This window comes from Pseudoalteromonas sp. SIMBA_162, assembly GCF_046535955.1.
Taxonomy (GTDB): domain Bacteria; phylum Pseudomonadota; class Gammaproteobacteria; order Enterobacterales; family Alteromonadaceae; genus Pseudoalteromonas; species Pseudoalteromonas marina.
The window spans coordinates 1-246 of sequence record NZ_JAWJBQ010000951.1 but is presented as its reverse complement, the minus strand read 5'-3'; the positions used below and the strand labels follow the sequence as shown (position 1 = coordinate 246).

1 protein-coding gene is annotated in these 246 nt (G+C 66.3%); it reads left to right on the top strand.

Translation table 11 applies throughout. The features are described 5' to 3' along the window. Nucleotides 1-246: hypothetical protein (locus tag R0J88_RS22525; RefSeq protein WP_410901248.1), on the top strand; the 246-nt coding region annotated here is incomplete at both ends.

Here is a 246-nt window from a genome sequence, read left to right as displayed (position 1 = left end):
GGCGCTGCTGGAGGCCATCTGCGCCGAACCGCAGCGTTGCGTTGCCGAGCTGGACTTCCTTGGCAGCACCGAGCGCCAGCAACTGACCCATGGCTGGAACCCGACGCCAGCAGCCAGCAGCGGCCTGTGCGCGCACCAGTTGCTGGAGCGTCAGGCACGTGAGCGGCCAGACGCCTTGGCGCTGATTTTCGACGACCAGCAGATGACCTATGCCGAGCTGGACCGTAGCAGCAACCAGCTGGCGTA